Annotated in this window: 15 protein-coding genes and 1 tRNA gene; 7 read left to right on the plus strand and 9 right to left on the minus strand. The window is 71.8% G+C overall.

The features are described 5' to 3' along the window. Positions 1-9 precede the first annotated feature (9 nt). Complete coding sequence (locus tag MTES_RS17800) at positions 10-1,035, minus strand: tRNA (adenine-N1)-methyltransferase (protein WP_013586674.1); 1,026 nt, start codon at positions 1,033-1,035, stop codon at positions 10-12. After that, positions 1,032-1,748, minus strand: coding sequence for an HAD family hydrolase (locus MTES_RS17805; protein WP_013586675.1), 717 nt, complete (start codon positions 1,746-1,748; stop codon positions 1,032-1,034). Before MTES_RS17805 ends, MTES_RS17800 begins: the two co-directional genes overlap by 4 nt. A 96-nt stretch (positions 1,749-1,844) precedes the next feature. Between MTES_RS17805 and MTES_RS17810 the strand changes: the two genes are divergently transcribed. Next, a complete protein-coding gene (locus MTES_RS17810; RefSeq protein WP_013586676.1) occupies positions 1,845-2,711 on the plus strand; it encodes a PAC2 family protein in 867 nt (288 codons plus the stop codon). A gap of 245 nt (positions 2,712-2,956) precedes the next feature. Here MTES_RS17810 and MTES_RS17815 read toward each other — a convergent pair whose 3' ends face one another. Together MTES_RS17815 and MTES_RS17820 are read right to left on the minus strand one after the other, a co-directional pair. Next, the gene (locus tag MTES_RS17815; RefSeq protein WP_013586677.1) at positions 2,957-3,805 is read right to left on the minus strand and encodes an undecaprenyl-diphosphate phosphatase; all 849 of its coding nucleotides are present in this window, start codon (positions 3,803-3,805) and stop codon (positions 2,957-2,959) included. A gap of 8 nt (positions 3,806-3,813) precedes the next feature. Then, positions 3,814-5,115, minus strand: a complete 1,302-nt coding sequence (locus MTES_RS17820) for a M20/M25/M40 family metallo-hydrolase (RefSeq protein WP_043361687.1) — start codon at positions 5,113-5,115, stop codon at positions 3,814-3,816. A gap of 172 nt (positions 5,116-5,287) precedes the next feature. Between MTES_RS17820 and MTES_RS17825 the strand changes: the two genes are divergently transcribed. Then, positions 5,288-5,373: transfer RNA gene (locus tag MTES_RS17825), tRNA-Leu, on the plus strand. Positions 5,374-5,516: 143 nt separating this feature from the next. Further along, positions 5,517-6,560, plus strand: coding sequence for an isopenicillin N synthase family dioxygenase (locus tag MTES_RS17830; protein WP_013586679.1), 1,044 nt, complete (start codon positions 5,517-5,519; stop codon positions 6,558-6,560). A gap of 131 nt (positions 6,561-6,691) precedes the next feature. Here the strand turns inward: MTES_RS17830 and MTES_RS17835 are convergent, their stop codons facing one another. Together MTES_RS17835 and MTES_RS17840 are read right to left on the minus strand one after the other, a co-directional pair. Continuing rightward, the gene (locus MTES_RS17835) at positions 6,692-7,771 is read right to left on the minus strand and encodes a VIT1/CCC1 transporter family protein (protein ID WP_013586680.1); all 1,080 of its coding nucleotides are present in this window, start codon (positions 7,769-7,771) and stop codon (positions 6,692-6,694) included. Positions 7,772-8,011: 240 nt separating this feature from the next. Then, entirely contained in the window at positions 8,012-9,754 is a 1,743-nt protein-coding gene (locus tag MTES_RS17840) for a DEAD/DEAH box helicase (RefSeq protein WP_050901898.1), read from the minus strand. Positions 9,755-10,589: 835 nt separating this feature from the next. Between MTES_RS17840 and MTES_RS17845 the strand changes: the two genes are divergently transcribed. From MTES_RS17845 to MTES_RS17855, 3 genes are all read left to right on the plus strand, one after another. Then, positions 10,590-11,450, plus strand: coding sequence for an SGNH/GDSL hydrolase family protein (locus MTES_RS17845; protein WP_013586682.1), 861 nt, complete (start codon positions 10,590-10,592; stop codon positions 11,448-11,450). 74 nt (positions 11,451-11,524) lie between these two features. Then, positions 11,525-11,914, plus strand: coding sequence for a DUF3806 domain-containing protein (locus MTES_RS18635; protein ID WP_013586683.1), 390 nt, complete (start codon positions 11,525-11,527; stop codon positions 11,912-11,914). Then, complete coding sequence (locus MTES_RS17855; RefSeq protein ID WP_013586684.1) at positions 11,911-12,606, plus strand: hypothetical protein; 696 nt, start codon at positions 11,911-11,913, stop codon at positions 12,604-12,606. Before MTES_RS18635 ends, MTES_RS17855 begins: the two co-directional genes overlap by 4 nt. 10 nt (positions 12,607-12,616) lie before the next feature. Here MTES_RS17855 and MTES_RS17860 read toward each other — a convergent pair whose 3' ends face one another. Further along, positions 12,617-13,423 carry a TrmH family RNA methyltransferase gene (locus MTES_RS17860; protein WP_013586685.1) on the minus strand — a complete coding sequence of 269 codons (807 nt, stop codon included), beginning with the start codon at positions 13,421-13,423 and terminating at the stop codon, positions 12,617-12,619. Positions 13,424-13,580: 157 nt separating this feature from the next. After that, positions 13,581-14,783: an amidohydrolase family protein gene (locus tag MTES_RS17865; protein WP_050901812.1), complete on the minus strand. Its 1,203-nt coding sequence runs from the start codon at positions 14,781-14,783 to the stop codon at positions 13,581-13,583. Between the two features lie 78 nt (positions 14,784-14,861). Between MTES_RS17865 and MTES_RS17870 the strand changes: the two genes are divergently transcribed. Continuing rightward, complete coding sequence (locus tag MTES_RS17870; protein WP_013586687.1) at positions 14,862-15,710, plus strand: Sir2 family NAD-dependent protein deacetylase; 849 nt, start codon at positions 14,862-14,864, stop codon at positions 15,708-15,710. A gap of 84 nt (positions 15,711-15,794) precedes the next feature. Here MTES_RS17870 and MTES_RS17875 read toward each other — a convergent pair whose 3' ends face one another. Continuing rightward, positions 15,795-16,631 carry a PaaX family transcriptional regulator C-terminal domain-containing protein gene (locus tag MTES_RS17875; protein WP_013586688.1) on the minus strand — a complete coding sequence of 279 codons (837 nt, stop codon included), beginning with the start codon at positions 16,629-16,631 and terminating at the stop codon, positions 15,795-15,797. Between the last annotated feature and the right edge of the window lie 14 nt (positions 16,632-16,645).

Raw genomic sequence — 16,645 nt, forward strand, 5'->3', positions numbered from 1 at the left:
CGGAACAGTTTAGGGCGTCGCGTCCGATGAATCCGCCGAGGGCGCCGGGAGATCCTGGCGCTGACGCACCCCGTCGGCCGCCTTCTGCGCTTCGCGCACGCGCTTACGGAGGTTCTTGTCGGTGATCTCGCGATCGCCGACGGCACCCGGGGTCCAGAGCTCCACGTCTTCGTCGCCGTAGCTCGACTTCGACGCGCGACGCTTGACCTCCGGCGGCACCGCTCCCGGGGCGAGGCGCCGAGCCGTGAGAAGGAAACCGGTGTGCGCGATCATCCGGTGATCGGGTCGGACGGCGAGCCCCTCGACGTGCCACCCGCGGACCATCGTCTCGGAGGCATCCGGATCGGTGAAGAGACCTGTCGCGCGGATGTACTCGGCGACGCGGCTGAGCTGCGTGGCGGTCGCGACGTAGCAGAGCACCACGCCGCCGGGCGTGAGGGCGTCGGCGGCGACGTCGATGCACTCCCACGGGGCGAGCATGTCGAGCACGACCCGATCGACCGAGCCGGGCTCGACGGCGCTCGGAAGGCTCTCGACGAGGTCGCCGACGACCACGTCCCAGGTCGCGGGCGTGCCGCCGAGGAAGGTCTCGACGTTGGCGCGGGCGACGTCGGCGAACTCCTCCCGACGCTCGAACGACACGAGGCGACCCGCGGGCCCGATGGCCCGGAGCAGCCAGAGCGACAGGGCACCCGACCCGACGCCGGCCTCGACGACCGTCGCGCCGGGGAAGATGTCGGCGGCGGAGAGGATCTGCGCCGCATCCTTCGGGTAGACGATCGCCGCGCCGCGGGGCATCGACATCACGAAGTCGCGCAGGAGGGGGCGAAGGGCCAGGTACTCGTGGCCCGAGCTGTTCGTCACGACGCTGCCGTCGGGCTCGCCCACGAGCAACGAGTGCTTGAGCACGCCGTTGTGCGTGTGCAGCTCGCCGTCCTCGCGCAGCGTGATCGTGTGCAGGCGACCCTTCGGGCCGGTCAGCTGCACGCGATCGCCGACCCGGAAGGGTCCGCTCAGGTGCGGTGTCTCACTCATCGGGTCTCCTGCGGGGTCGTGATCGAAGGGGTGGGGATGCCGGGGGCGACGAGCCGCGCCGCGTGCAGCGCGCGCAGGTCGGCGATCGTGCGGCCCTCGAGGCTCGGCCACAGGGCGTCGGCCCCCAGACCGTCCAGGGGGACCATGAGAGGGACGCCGAGCGTGACGGCACCGCTGGCGATCGCGGAGCGGAGCCCGTTGGGCGAATCCTCGATGGCCACCGTGTCGGCGATGTCGACGCCGAGGGCGGCGCACGCCTGCAGGTAGGGATCCGGGTGGGGTTTCGGGCGCTCCACGTCGTCACCGGCCACGACGACGTCGAACGCCGGGAAGTCGATCAGCTCGGTGACCGAGAGCGCCATGCGCCGCATGGACATCGTCACGAGAGCGGTCTTCACCCCGTGGGCCCGCAGGTCCGCGAGAAGCTCACGGGCACCGGGACGGAAGGGCACCCCCTGGACCGCGAGCTGACGCAGCACCTCGTCGGTGAGGTACGAGATGATCTCGTCGACCCCCCACGGAACCCCGGCATTCTGCAGAAGACGCGCCGAGTCCTCGAGGGCGAGGCCCACCATGCCGAGCGCCTGCTCGTGGGACCAGGTGCCCCCGAAGCGCTCGACGAGGGGGGTCTCGGCCGCCATCCAGAACGGTTCCGTGTCGACGAGCGTGCCGTCCATGTCCCACAGGACGGCGGCGGGCGGGGAAGAAGTCATCGTTCGATCGTATCCAGGGCGCCGTCCCCCGCCGCTCCCCGCCTGGTGCATGCGCCTATCCTGGAACCCAGCCCTTCCCGGGGCAGAGGAGGTCGCGTGGACGCACTGGGTCGCCGGATCATCGTCGCCGCTTTCGACGGCTGGAACGACGCCGGAGAGGCGGCGTCCGCCGCCGCGGCTCTGCTGCGCGCTGACACCGAGTACGAAGTGGTGCACGCGGTCGACCCCGAGCTGTACTTCGACTATCAGTACACGCGTCCGCAGATCGGTCTGGATGCCGAGGGCCACCGCACACTCACCTGGCCCGAGGCGCGGCTCCTGCGCCCGACGCAGCGATCCGACGACGCGGAGATCTGGCTGCTCGTCGGGGTCGAGCCGGCACGCGCGTGGCAGGCTTTCGCCGCGGAGTTCATCGACGTCGCCCTTCGGGAAGACGTGACCGGGTTCGTCGCCCTCGGCTCGATGATGTCCGACGTCCCGCACACGCGCCCGATCTCGGTCTTCGCGGGCAGCGACAACGAAGGTGTCCGCCAGGCCCTCGATCTCGAGCGGAGCCTGTACGAGGGCCCCGTCGGCATCCTGAGTGCGATCGGCCATGCGGCCGAGGGCGTCGGCATCCCGACCGCCAGCCTGTGGGCGAGCGTGCCGCACTATGTCGCGGGCCACACGCCCTCCCCGAAGGCCACCCTCGCGCTTCTGGACCGCCTGCAGTCCCTCACCGGCATCGAGGTGCCGCGTGGCGAGCTCGCCGCCGAGGCGGTGGCCTGGGAGGCCTCGATCGACGCGGCTGCCGCCGACGACGAGGAGATGAGCGACTACATCCGCCAGCTCGAGCAGACGCGGGACACCTGGGACTCGCCCGAGGCGTCCGGTGACGCGATCGCGCAGGAGTTCGAACGCTACCTCCGGCGCGGCGGAGACGGGCCGAGCAAGCCCGGCCGCGACGACCCGCCGCGTCGCTGAGCTCAGCCGCGTCGGGGGCCGGTCCCTTCGACGGGCTCAGGGACCGCGCGCGCCGCGGCCACGGTAGGCCCCGCCGGTCCCTTCGACGGGCTCAGGGACCACCCGCGCCACGGGCACCGCAGTCCCCGACCGGTTCCTTCGACGGGCTCAGGGACCACCCGCACCAGGGGGCTGAGCTCGTCGAAGCCCCCGGAAACGACGACGGCGCCGCCCCGAGAGGGACGACGCCGTCGTGGCATCCGGGATCAGCTGGTGATGATCGTCGACACGGCGGGGATCACGCCGAGGGACAGCAGGACGATGAGCAGGACGCCCAGCGCCACGCGGTAGATCACGAACGGCAGGAAGCTGCCGCGCTTGAGGTACTGCATGAGGAAGGCGATCACGAGGTAGCCGACCACGAACGCGATCACGGTCGCGATGGCCGTCTCACCGAGGTTGTAGGGGCCGGTGCCCTCGTCGAAGCTCTTGTAGAGCTCGTACAGACCGCTCGCGAACACCGCCGGCACGGCGAGCAGGAACGAGTACTCCGCCGCGGCGGTGCGCTTGTAGCCGAGCGCGCGGCCGAGGGTCGTGGTCGCCCCCGAGCGCGAGACGCCCGGGACCAGGGCCAGGGCTTGCGCGAAACCGAAGGCGAAACCGTGGCCCACGGTGAGGTCTTCGAGGTCGCGGCGACGCTTGCCGTAGTGGTCGGCGACACCGAGCAGGATGCCGAAGACGATCAGCACGATCGCCGTGATCCACAGGCTCCGGAAGTTGTCGCGGATGAGGCTCTGCAGGAGGAAGCCCAGCACGCCGATCGGGACGGTGCCGATGATGATGTACCAGCCCATGCGGGCATCAGGATCGTTGCGCGGAACGCGGCCGGTCAGGGACTGGAACCACCGCGAGAGCACCCGCGCGATCTTCTTGCGGAAGTACAGCAGCACCGCGAGCTCCGTGCCGATCTGGGTGATGGCGGTGAACGTCGCACCGGGGTCGGTCTGCGACGGGAGGAACTCGCCCACGATGCGCAGGTGGGCGCTGGAGGAGATGGGGAGGAACTCGGTGAGGCCCTGAACGAGCCCCAGGATGATGACCTCGAAGATATGCATTCGGTCCTTCAGTACGTTCGGATGAGGTCGGCGAGGACTCGTCGACCGAACTCGAGCGCGTCGACGGGGACGCGCTCGTCGACACCGTGGAACATCCCGGTGAAGTCGAGGTCGGCCGGGAGTCGCAACGGCGCGAACCCGTAACCGGAGATTCCGAGGCCCGCGAGGGCCTTGTTGTCGGTGCCGCCGCCCATCAGGTAGGGAACGACCGGCACGCCGGGGTCGTGACGGTCGAGCTGCGCCACCATCGCGTCGACGAGATCACCCGAGAACGGCACCTCGAGACCGATGTCGGTGTGGACGACCTCGATCTCGACGTGGGGTCCCACGATGCGCCGGATGTCGGCGAGGGCCGCTTCCTCGGTACCCGGGAGGACCCGCACGTCGATGAGCGCCTCGGCGCGGTCGGGGATCACGTTGTGCTTGTACCCGGCGGTCAGGCCCGTCGGGTTGGTCGTCGTCCGCAGCGTCGAGCGGATGAAGCTGGATGCCGCACCGGTGCGCAGCGCGAGCGCGTCGGGATCACCCGCGTCGTCACCCGTGATCTCGGCGAGACCGGCCAGCAGCTTCGCGGTCGTGTCGGTCAGCCGGACGGGCCACTGCGTGCGGCCGAGAGCGGCGACCGCCTCGGCGAGAGCCGTGACGGCGTTGTCGGGGTGCAGCCCACTGCCGTGCCCCGCACGACCGCGCGCGATCAGCTTGATCCAGATGAGGGCCTTCTCCCCCACCTGCAACAGGTAGGCACGACGGTCTCCGACCGCGATGGAGTAGCCGCCGACCTCGCTGATGGCCTCGGTCGCGCCGCGGAACCAGTGGGCCCGATCCTTGACGACCAGCGCGGAGCCCTCGACGCCGCCGTTCTCCTCGTCGGCGAAGAAGGTGACGATGATGTCGCGCGCGGGCTGCTCCCCCGCGCGCAGGACGTCGGCGACGGCGGTGAGGATCATGGCATCCATGTCCTTCATGTCGACCGCTCCACGGCCCCACAGGATGCCGTCGCGGATCTCGCCCGCGAACGGGTCGACGCTCCAGTCCTCGGCGACGGCGGGCACGACGTCGAGGTGGCCGTGCAGGATCAGCGCGGGCTTGTCGGGGTTGCGGCCGGGGACGCGGGCGCACACGTTCGTGCGCCGGGCGACGGGCTCGTAGTACTCGGTCGCGAGACCCAACTCCTCGAGGTAGGCGCCGACGTACTCGGCGGCCTCGCGTTCGCCGTTCGAGCGTCCACCGCCGTAGTTCGAGGTATCGAACCGGATGAGGTCGGACGCCACGCGGGCGACCTCGGGTACGTCGTTCTCGAGCTCGGGCATGCGCACTACGGTACCCGGGGGCGCGAGGCCCCTCCGTCGTGTGTCGCCGTGCGGCGGACCTCACCGACCCTCCGCGCTCGGCGAGCCGCGCCCGGGGTGCAGCGTCGGTTCGAGAGAGCGCTCCGGTCGTGGTAATGTCGTTCCTCGTTGCGAAAGTGACAAACACCCAGATGCGCGGGTGGCGGAATAGGTAGACGCGCTAGCTTGAGGTGCTAGTGCCCGTATTAGGGCGTGGGGGTTCAAGTCCCCCCTCGCGCACAGAGAGAAAGACCCCCGGGTTCGCCCGGGGGTCTTTCTCGTTTCCGGGTGGGTTGGCGGGCGGCTCCGCGCCCGGAGCGTCGCCTCGCAAACCGTGACACCTCAGAAACACCCGCGTGACAACGCCCGCCTAGCGTCGGAGCATGCCCCCTTTCTCGGTTCCCACCATCGATATCTCCGCCTGGGTCGGCGGCGGATCGCACGACGCACGCGCCGCGGTCGTGGCGGCCGTCGACCATGCGGCACGCACCGTCGGCTTCATGCAGGTGGTGGGACATGGCATCCCGGACTCCGTCCTCACGGCGCTCGCCGCCGAGATGGACGCGTTCTTCGCGCTTCCTCTGGACGCGAAGAAGGCGTTCGTGCGGCCGGCGTCCGAGAATCGCGGGTACAGCCCGCCCAAGAGCGAGTCCCTGAGCTACAGCCTGGGCGTCGACCCCGTGACGCGGATGAACGACTTCTTCGAGGCGTTCAACGTCGGCGCGTCGTGGCGCGACTATCCCGGAACGGCCGCCACGGCCGCCGACTACGCGGAGAACACCTGGCCGGATGCCATGCCGCCCTTCCGTGACGCCGTCGAGGCGTACTTCGATGAGGCGCGGTGGGTCGCCGGGACGCTCACCCGCATCCTCGCCGCGGCGCTCCGTGTGCGCGACGACTTCTTCGACGCGCTCACCGGCCACTCGATCGACGTGTTGCGGATGAACAACTACGCCCTGCCGCCGGGATCGATCGAGCTCGGGGCGGAGCTGACGGGGATGGGCGAGCACACCGACTTCGGGCTCGTGACGGTGCTCTGGGCCGACCAGGTCGCGGGACTCCAGGTGCTCGGGCAGGACGGGTCGTGGAATGACGTCTCGCCGGCCGACGGCGCCCTGCTGGTGAACCTCGGCGACGTGGCGGCGCGCCTGACGAACGACAAGTGGATGTCGACGCTGCACCGGGTGAAGCCACCGGTGATCGACGGCACGATCGAGCGGCGGCGGTCGGCGGCGTTCTTCCACGACGGCAACGCCGACGCGGTGATCGCCCCGCTCCCGCACTTCGTGTCGCGCGAGACCCCGGCGCTCTACGAGCCGGTGACGATCCGCGAGCACATCGCCGCGAAGCTCGCCGGATCGCGGGCGGGACGCAAGAACCTCGGCGCGATGCGCGAGGCGGCACGGGTGATGGCGAGCCACGACTGACGCGGCACCGCGGTCCGGCGACGCGCTCACTGTGGCGAGAAACGCCGTTCCTGTTCGGAAACGCCGCGTTGCCGCGTGTCTCGGCAGGAACCGCGTTTATCGAGGCTGCCCCGACCCCGGGACGACGCCGGTCAGGCCGCGGACACCCCGAAAAGCAGGCCGAGCACGTAGGTGATCGCGGCGGCCCCGAAACCGATCGCGAGCTGGCGCAGGCCCCGCTTGAGCGGAGAGGCGCCCGAGAGCAGCCCGACCATCGCGCCGGTCGCCATGAGGGCGATGCCCACCAGGACGAGGGCCAGGACCACCGCGCCGATGCCTGACATCCCGAAGATCCAGGGCAGCACGGGGATGATCGCGCCCGACGCGAAGAACAGAAAGCTCGAGATGGACGCGCCCCACGCGCTTCCGACGACGTCGTGCGATGACTCCCCCGGCGCTGCCGCGACCGGAGCCGTGCCCGCTTGGGCGGCGGTGACGACTTCGCGCGCCTTGGCGAGGGCGGCGTCGGAATCCATGCCGCGTGTGCGGTACACGAGGGCGAGCTCGTTGGCATCCAGATCCAGGTGGGGCAGGGCCGAGTCGGCGAAATCGCTCTCCTCGGTCGCCTCGAGGAGTTCTCGTTGCGAGCGCACCGACACGAACTCGCCCGCGCCCATCGAGAGCGCGCCCGCGAGGAGACCCGCGATGCCGCTGAAGAGGATGAAGGTCGGGGCGACGCCGGTGGCGCCGACGCCCATCACCAGGGCGAGGTTGGAGACGAGGCCGTCGTTCGCGCCGAAGACGGCGGCGCGGAAGGTTCCGGAGAGGCGTCGGCGACCGCGCGCGGCCAGTCCGCGGACCACCTCGTGGTGCACGCGCTCATCGGCGGCCATCGCGGGGGTGGCGTAGGGCTCGTCGGCGTACGGCGAACGGGCCTCGGCGTTCTGCGCGAGCGCGAGGACGAAGATCGAGCCGAACCGGCGCGCCATCCAGGCGAGGAGGCGGGTGCCGATACCGGGGCTCGGGAGGCGCTGCGGCTGCTCGCCGAGCAGATCGATCCAGTGCTGTTCGTGCCGTCCTTCGGCGTCGGCGAGGGCGAGCAGGATGTCGCGCTCCTCGCCGGTGCGGCGCGACGCGAGCTCGCGGTAGACGCGTGCTTCGGCGCGTTCGTCGACGAGGTAGCGCGCCCAGCGGCGGCGATCACGGGCGGTGGGTGTGGCGGGGGTCGTCACGGGGCTCCTTCGGGTCGTCCCCACCGTAGTGAGGCGGATTCGCCCCCTCGGGCGCGTCGGCTCACACTGACAGCATTTCGGCCCCCCGAAGCCCGGAAAGACGCGGATGCCGGGGTGCTCATGCCAGCATTTCGGGGGCGCGAAACCGGGGATAGCGGGCGACGGGGTCGGGCTCGGAATGACCCCGAGGCGCCCGGGCCACCGCACCGGCGGCCGGCGCGAGGCCCCGACGCGCCCGGGTCAGGAGTGGACGCGTTTGCGCAGCAGGTCGATCCGCGCCTGCAGCTGCGCGACCGTCGCGTGCGAGACGGCGGGGCCTCCGCAGAGCCGGCGGAGCTCGGCGTGCACGAGGCCGTGCGGCTCGCCGGTCTGCCGGGCGTAGAGACCCACCATGGTGTTCAGCAGCTGCCGCTGTTCCTTGAGGGTGCGGTGGAGCGGCGCGGGAAGACCGCCGTCGTCGACCGAGGGCGGCTCGACACCGCTCTCTTTCTCGGTCGCCTCGCGGGTGGAGCGGTGGCGCGACTGCCTCGTCGCGCGCGACATGAGCACCTCGTGCACCTGCTCGGGCTCGAGAAGACCCGGGATGCCGAGGAACTCCTCCTCCTCGATGGTCCCGGGCACCGCGAGCTGGCCGAACTCCTGCCCGTCGAACATCACGCGATCGAAGTGCGCGAGGGAGCCGAGCGCCTGGTACTCGAACTCCTGCTCGAGCGCGTCGGAGGCTTTGTCCTCGCGCTCGGCGGCATCCATCATGTCTTCTTCGGCGTTCCACTGGTCTTCCGCGTCGCTGTCGCGGTCGAGGGCGTGCTCGCGCTGCGCCTCCATCTCGCCGGCGAGGGCGAGGAGCTGCGGCACGTTCGGGAGGAAGACGCTCGCGGTCTCACCCCGGCGGCGCGCACGCACGAAACGCCCGATGGCCTGGGCGAAGAACAGCGGGGTCGAGGCGCTCGTGGCATACACACCGACGGCGAGGCGGGGGACGTCGACGCCCTCCGACACCATGCGGACGGCGACCATCCACCGGCTCGTGCCCTTCGAGAACTCCTCGATGCGACTCGAGGCCTCGGCCTCGTCGGACAGCACGACGGTGACCTTCTCGCCGCTGACGTCTTCGAGGATGGCGGCGTAGGCCCGCGCGGCGGTCTGGTCGGTCGCGATCACCAGGCCCCCGGCATCCGGGACCGTCTCCCGCACCTCGGTGAGCCGCCGGTCGGCGGAGCGGAGGACCGCGGGGATCCAGTCGCCGTTCGGGTCGAGCGCGGTGCGCCAGGCCTGCGACGTGATGTCTTTGGTGTTGTCCTGCCCGAGCTGAGCCTCCATCTCTTCGCCCGCCTTGGTGCGCCAGCGCATCTGGCCGGCGTAGACGAGGAAGAAGACGGGACGGACGACGCCGTCCTCGAGCGCCCGCTTGTAGCCGTAGGCGTAGTCGGTGCGGGAGAGGCGGATGCCCTTGGCGTTGGGGTGGTACTCCACGAACGGGATGGGCGCGGTGTCGCTGCGGAACGGCGTCCCCGAGAGCAGCAGGCGGCGGGTCGCGCGGCTGTAGGCCTCGCGCAGGGCGTCGCCCCAGCTCAGGGCGTCGCCACCGTGATGCACCTCGTCGAGGATCACCAGGGTCCGAGCGTCGAGCGTCAGGCGCTGGTGCACCTCGGCCTTCACGGCGACCTGGGCGTACGTGACGGCGACGCCGTGGTACTGCCGCGAGGGCGTGGCGTGCCGGTTCGAGAAGAACGGGTCGAGACGGATGCCGACCCGCGCGGCCGCCTCGGCCCACTGGGTCTTGAGGTGCTCGGTGGGGGCGACGACGACGAGGCGATCGACGACGCGACGACGCATGAGCTCGGAGGCGAGACGGAGGGCGAAGGTCGTCTTCCCGGCGCCGGGCGTCGCGGCGGCGAGGAAGTCGCGGGGACCCTTGCCCTCGCCGTCGGGTCCGTCGAGGCCGAAGTAGAGGTCGAGCGCCTCGGCCTGCCAGGCGCGCAGACGCTGCGCGGTGCCCCAGGGCGCACGCTGCGGGAACGACGGGGAGAGGTGCTCGGCGGCGAAGGAGCCGAAGTGCGGCTCGGAGCCGTCGAGGGGGGGCGGCTCCTCCCCCGGGACCGGGTGGTCGGCGACCGGAGCGGTGGCGTGCGCGGGGTCGAGGGGGGAGGATGCCGCGGGCTCGTCGGCGGCGGCGGACGCAGGGGTGGATGCGGGGCCGGGGGACGCGATCGGGCCCGGGGACGCGACCGGGCCGGGGATGGCCGCGGGGCCCGGGCTCGCGACCGGGCCGGGGGACGCGATCGGGCCCGGGGACGCGACCGGGCCGGGGCGTACAGCGAGGTTCGGGGTCGTGACCGGACCAGGGCTCGCGACCGGGCCGGGGCTCGCGACCGGGCCGGGGCTCGCGATCGGGCCGGGGCTCGCGACCGGACCAGGGCTCGCGACCGGGCCGGGGCTCGCGATCGGGCCCGGACTCGCGATGCGGATCGGGGGTGCCGCATCGGCGCCGGAGTCGGCGTCGAGGGGGTTCGCGGGGCGGGCTTCTTCTTCCAGCATCGAACCTCCATCCCTCGCGAGCGCGAACATCAACGATAGGCGGTTCCACGAGCGGGTGGCATCCGGGTGTGAGCCGTTCCGCCGTCCCACCGGCGATAAACGCGATTCGTGGGGAGAAACGCGCTGTCGCCGCGTTTCTGCGAACGGAGAGCGTTTATGAGGGGAGGGAGCGACCGGGCGGAGGCGTCCCTGGTCCCGGCACGCGCGGATCGCGATCGGTGCCGCACGCGGCCTCGTGCCGTGTCGGAGGCCGGGGTTAGCCTGGGAGCCGGAGGTTTCGATGACACTCGATCCGCACTCGCCCCGCACCTCGTCCTCGCCCGACAACGCCGGTCCGCACCCGTGGCGGCGCTACGTCGCCCTGGGGGACTCGTTCACCGAGGGCATCGGCGACCCGCTGCCCGATGGCGGCCACCGCGGATGGGCCGACCGCGTCGCCGAGGTGTTGGCCGCGCAGGTCGATGACTTCGCCTACGCGAACCTCGCCGTGCGCGGCAAACTGATCGGCCAGATCGTGGCCGATCAGATCGAGCCCGCCCTGGCCCTCAAGCCCGACCTCATCACGTTCTCGGCGGGCGGCAACGACGTCATCCGTCCCGGAACCGATCCCGACGCCGTGGCGCGCCAGTTCGAGGATGCCGTCGTCCGCCTGCGCCGCGACAACGCCACCGTCGTCGTCTTCACGGGCATCGACACGGAGTTCACGCCCGTGTTCCGCGGCATCCGGGGCAAGGTGGCCATCTACAACGAGAACATCCGCGCGATCGCCGACGCCCACGACTGCGTCGTCGCCGATCAGTGGGGACTCAAAGAGGTGCAGGACATGCGCTTCTTCGACGACGACCGCTTGCACTACAACTCCCTCGGCCACCACGAGGTGGCGCGCATGGCGCTGCGGGCGCTCAACGTTCCGAACGATCTGCAGCCGAGGCAGCCCGAAGCGCTCGCCGCGACCACGTGGCGCGCCGCGCGCGAGAAAGACCTCGTCTGGGCGCGCTCCTACCTCGTGCCGTGGGTCCTGCGCCGCCTGCGTCACCAGTCGTCGGGCGACCACATCCTCGCGAAGCGTCCCGAACCGCTTCCCGTCGTGACCCTCGCTCCGGGCCCGGATGCCGCGGCCTCGCGCGGCACGCAGGTCTGACCGCCGTGTCGTCCCGGGGGTTTCGCAGCGTGTTCCGGCGTGCGCGTTCCGACGAAGCCGCGAGGTCGGCGCCGTTGTCCGTCGACCTGGCCGCCGAGGTGGACGCGCGGCGCGACTGGGTGTGGTCCTCGGTGAGCGCCGACACCCCGCTCGACCGGAACGACGATCGCACCGCGCTCTCCGTGATCGCCGCCCTCCTCGCCGAGGTCCGCCCCGACGAGACCTGGAAGCTGCAGTCGCTCGGCATCGTGTTCGGCGACGTCCTCGCCCACGTCACCGGCGCGGAGTGGGTGCAGGTCGACGACGAACGCGGGACCGACGCCGCGCTGCGGTTCGGCGGCCCTGACGACCTCGCGTTCCCGATGACCATGCTCTCGAAACGTGTGGAAGCGGGCGACGACCTCGATGTCCTCGAACTGTTCCGCAGCGTGGCCACCGCGATCGGGGAGGCGCAGGCACGATGACCCCCGATGAACAGCCCCTCGCCGTCGAGCTCCCCGAAGCCGTTCACGCCCTGCTCGACGCCGCCGACGCGAACGGGTTGCTGCGCGACGGCGAGTCGCTCGCGGCGGGACTCGTCGACGCGGGCTGGACGCCCGAGGTCGAGAGCGGGCGCTTCGGGAGCGACGGATGGGACCTCCTGGCGTCCGCGTGGGCGCCGAGCGTCTCGGTGTTCTTCGAGGGCGACACGGCCTCGGTGCGCGCGAGGGCTCTGGCCGTGGCATCCGTTCTCCGCACGACGACGGGGTCGCTCCGCACGGAGGGACCCGATTGGTCGGGGTGGGCGGTCGACGATGAGCGATGGGACGCCCACGAGATCGATTGGCTCGAGGGGACCGCTCGCGGCGTGGTCATGCACCTGTACACGGCGGGCGAGACGGACGCGGGGCCGGGAACCCTCCCCGCGCATCTGCACCTGTCGCTGGCGCACACCGACACCCCCTCGGAGGGTCTCCCCCGCGACGATGAGCGATCCCGTCGCGTGGTGCGCGAGGGCTCGGTCGTCGAACGGTGGTTCCTCGTCGGCGAGCGCGAGCTGCCGGACGACGTGATCGCCGCCCTGGAGGACGACCCCGACTCGCGCGTGCGAGCGGCGGCGGAGTCGGAGCGCGGATATCGGGGGCGAACGGTCGACGGAGCGTCCCCGACGTCCTGACCGATCGGGCTCAGCGCCGCCCGCGCCCGAGCTCCCACAGGGCGACGGCACTGGCCGCGGCGACGTTGAGCGAGTCCACTCCCCCGGCCATCGGGATCGTGACGACCGTGTCGGCGGCGGCGAGCGCGCCGCGGCTGAGACCGTCGCCCTCGGCCCCCATCAGCAGGGCGACGCGCTCATGACCGACGGCCGAGAAGGCGTCGAGGGTGACCGCGTCGTCCGACAACGCGAGCGCGGCGAGGTGCAGCCCGGCGGCGTGGAGGAGCGGCTTCGCCTCCGACCACTCGGGCAGCCGCGTCCACGGCACTTGGAACACCGTGCCCATGCTCACCCGGACGCTGCGCCGGTACAGCGGGTCCGCGCACCTCGGCGTGACGAGCACGGCGTCCGCCCCGAGCGCGGCAGCCGACCGGAACGCCGCCCCGATGTTGGTGTGATCGACGATGTCCTCGAGAACGACGACGAGCCGCGCGCCCTCGACGACGTCTTCCACGGATGCCAGGACCGGGCGATGCATGGAGGCCAGGAGCCCACGGTGCACGGTGTACCCCGTCACCCGCTCGGCGATCTCGGCGGGGACGACGTAGATCTCCGCATCCTCCCCCACGAGGGCGAGCGCATCGGCGAGGAACTTCTCCTGCACGAGGACCGAGCGCGGGCGATGCCCGGCGCGGAGAGCCCGGTCGAGCACCTTCGACGACTCGGCGATGTACAGCCCGCCGGCGGGTTCGGTCACCCGCCGCAGCGACACGTCGGTGAGGTCGCGGTAGTCGGCGAGGCGCGGGTCGTCAGCGGAGTCGAGCGGGATGACGGGCATCGTCCCATCGTGCCAGCAGGGCCTGCGCTTCGGCGCCCGGCGCGTGCCTCCCCCGCGCGCTGAGTGTCCAGAACACCCGGAGCGTTGAGAATTCCGTCCGGGTTTCGTGGACACTCGACGTCTGCTCGCGCCCACGGCCACCCCGCGCCGCCCTGCCTCACGCCACGTGCAGCACCCGCCCGCCGCCGACGACCAGGGCCCGCTCGGGGAGGCGCACGAGGGCGTCCATCGGGTTCTCGGCATCCACGAGCACGATGTCGGCCCGCGCTCCCTCGACGAGATCGTGCACGTCGCGCCCGACCGCCCAGGCGCCGGCGCTCGTCGCGAGACGCGCGACCCGCGACAGGTCTTCGTCGCGCACGAGGCCCGCGGCCCGCGCGTACTGCCACGCGATGCCGAGGGTGTCGCCCGTTCCGTAAGGGCTCCACAGGTCGCGGATACCGTCGGTGCCGAACGCGAACCGCACGCCGGCCGCGTCGAGCTCGGCGAGCGGCAGCTGCGGGAGCCGGAGGGGCGCGACCGTGGTCATGGTGACCCCGACCTCCGCCATCGCGGCCAGCAGGTCGCGACGACGGGCGGGCTCCAGCTGGGCGACGGCGAAGCCGTGCGCGATGTTCACGCGTCCGTGCAGACCGAGCCGCGCGGCGCGGTCGACGAGCAGCTCGATCTGGAAGGCGCCGAGGTCGGCGGGGTCGTGCAGGTGGATGTCGACACCGACGCCCGTGTCGGCGGCGAGCGCGGTGACCGCGTCGATCTGCCCGACGGGGTCGCGGTCGATGGTCGCCGGGTCGAGACCGCCGACGGCGTCCACGCTCGGCCGGGTCGCGGCATCCCGCAGCAGCTCCAGGACGCCGGGGCGGCGCAGGATCCCGTCCTGGGGGAACGCGACGATCCGCACGTCGAGAGCGCCCTCGTAGGCTGCGGCGGCCTCCTCGACCGCCTCGATCCCCCGCAGCCCGAGCCGGGCGTCGACGTCGACGTGCGTGCGGATCGCCGTGGTCCCGTGGCGCACCAGCTCGCGGAGGACGTGGGCGGAGCGCTCGAGCGACGGGATGCCGAGGGCCTCGCGCTCGGCCCGCTCGTGGCGGATGCGCCCCTCCGTGGTGCCCTCACCCCCGTACGACTGCCAGGGGAGACCCCACCACGACTTGTCGACGTGCGCGTGGGCGTTCACGATGCCGGGGAGGGCGAGCAGCCCGCGCCCGTCGAACTCCCGCGCACCGATGGGCCGGTCGCCCGCGGGGGTGATGGCGGTGATGACTCCGGCATCCATCTCGATGTCGACCGGATCCCCACCCCACGGCCGCACGCGGCGCAGACAGGTGATCGGGAGCATGGCGGGCGGGGGGAGAACGCTCATCCCCCCAGTATCGGTGCCGCGGGTGTGCGCGTCCGGCACGGGACACCCCGCCCTAGACTCGATACGACGGAGGTGCGCATGACCGACACGACGAAGGATGCCGATTCCCTGGCATCCATCGATCGGGCCGTCGAGGTTCTCGCGGGGCGCCGGATCGCCGTCCTGACCGGTGCCGGTGTGTCGACGGATTCAGGGATCCCGGACTACCGCGGCAAGGGCGCTCCCACGCGGACGCCGATGACGGTGCAGCAGTTCCTCTCCAGTGCCGAGGCCCGACGACGGTACTGGGTCGGCAGCCACCTCGGCTGGAAGGTCTTCGCCGCGGCGGAGCCCAACGACGGACACCGCGCGCTCGCCGACCTGGAGGCGGCGGGAGTGTCCAACGGCGTGGTCACGCAGAACGTCGACGGACTCCACGTGCGCGCGGGGAGCGGCCGCGTGGTCGAGCTGCACGGCACGATGCGTCGCATCGGGTGCCTGCACTGCGGGCAGATCTTCGATCGCCGCGACCTCGCGGAACGCATCGAGGCCGAGAACCCCTGGATCGTCGCCCCCGAGAACGTCGAGTTGGGTCCGGACGGCGACGTCGCGCCCGCCTCGGCCGACGGCTTCGTCGTCCCCGTGTGCTCGGTGTGCGGGGGCACGCTCAAACCCGATGTCGTGTTCTTCGGCGAGTACATCCCGGTCGAGAAGTTCCGCGAGGCCGAGCAGCTGGTGCACGCGAGCGACGCCCTCGTCATCGCCGGTTCGTCTCTGGTCGTGAACTCCGGCATCCGTCTCGTGGAGCGCGCGCGCCGTCGCCGCCTGCCCGTGGTCATCATCAATCGCGGCGAGACCCGCGCCGACCGCCGCGCGGCGGTGAAGATCGACGGGGGCACGACCCCAGTGCTGCGCGCGTTCGCGGAGCGGCTCCCGGGATTGCTCTGACGGGCGCTCGAGTCCGCCGGTGGCGCTGCGGGCGCTCGCGTCCGCCGGTGGCGCTGCGGGCGCTCGCGCTCGCCGGTGGCGCGATCACTCGCCGCGCGTGTAGCCGACCGCTCCCCCCTCGAGGAATGCCCGGTGCGCGCCGCTCACGGTCATGCCGGTGAGGCGCTCGATCGCCGCCGTCGCACCGGTCCGGAGCTCGCCGTGCCGGCGGACGAAGACGGCGTGGGCGCGCGGCGCATTCCACCCCTCAGGGAGCAAGGTGGCCGGGAGGTCGGGGTCGGTGAAGGGGAATCGGCGATAGTCGTCGGTGAGGCGAACCCGCGCGATCAGGGCGGCGTCCGTCTCCTCGGTCGTGGGCGTGTCGTGCTGCGCGACGAATGCGCCGTAATGCGCGTCGAGCGCGGGGAGGTCCCACCCGCGTGCGGCGATCGAGCGATCGCGGGCGAGGTCGCCGGTGCGGCTGAGGAAGACGTCGGAGCCCACGCCGTTGGCATCCATCAGCTCACGAGCGGCAGCGGCTCGGTCACCGGGGGCGATCCAGATGGCCGGTTGGAGCTGCCCGAAACCGAGCCAGGTGAGGTGCTTGCGCACCTCGTCGCGGGCGGAGCGATCGCCCGCGCGGGTCGCGATGAGCGTCCACTCCCCGCCCCATTCGCCCGACACGTGACGGAAGATGCGCTCGCGCCCCTCGTCGAGCAGCTCCCAGGCCTTCGGCGACAGCAGATACGTGGTGAGTCGTCCGTCGCGACGGGTCTCGAACCAGCCCTCGGCGCGCAGGCGCGACATCACCACCCGGGTGGTGGCCGGTTCGATGTCGAAGAGCTGCAGCACGTCGCTGAGACCGCGCAGCGGCACCTCGCCCGCGCCGCAGTACCGGAAGTAGTCCCCGAAGAGCGTGAACACGAGGGAGCGGGGTCGCATGCGAGAACGTTACC

This window comes from Microbacterium testaceum StLB037 (genome assembly GCF_000202635.1).
Taxonomy (GTDB): Bacteria; Actinomycetota; Actinomycetes; order Actinomycetales; family Microbacteriaceae; genus Microbacterium; species Microbacterium testaceum_F.